At 70.2% G+C, this 336-nt stretch carries 1 pseudogene; it reads right to left on the bottom strand.

Going from position 1 to position 336, the window contains the following annotated elements:
• Window positions 1–336, bottom strand: a pseudogene (locus DM872_RS00125) (hypothetical protein); the annotation flags it as partial.

The raw sequence follows: 336 nt of genomic DNA, 5'->3' as shown, positions 1-336 counted from the left end.
CCAGCGGCTTGAGCAGCGTGAAGCTGTAGGCGCCGGCCGCCGTGAGGCTGAAGGTGAACACATCGACCGCACCAGCCGAGGCGGTGAGCAGGTTGCCGACGACGCTGTAGGTCACCGCCACGCCGCCTGAAGTCAGCGTCTGTGGCAAGCCGCTCGTGTCGCCGGACAGGGCGTAGCTCAGCGGCGCATCGGCACCGGACTGGAAGATACCGGTGACGCTGCCACTGGCCACGGTCGCCGCGCCAGCCACGTCACCGATACCACCGGCGATGCCTCCGGCCAGGCCGTCCTCGTCCACGGTGCCGCTTGCAGCGGCACCGGTCGCGGTCGGCGTGT

It is taken from the genome of Pseudomonas taiwanensis, assembly GCF_013393345.1.
Lineage (GTDB): Bacteria > Pseudomonadota > Gammaproteobacteria > Pseudomonadales > Pseudomonadaceae > Metapseudomonas > Metapseudomonas resinovorans_C.
This window is presented reverse-complemented; position numbering and strand designations above follow the sequence as displayed.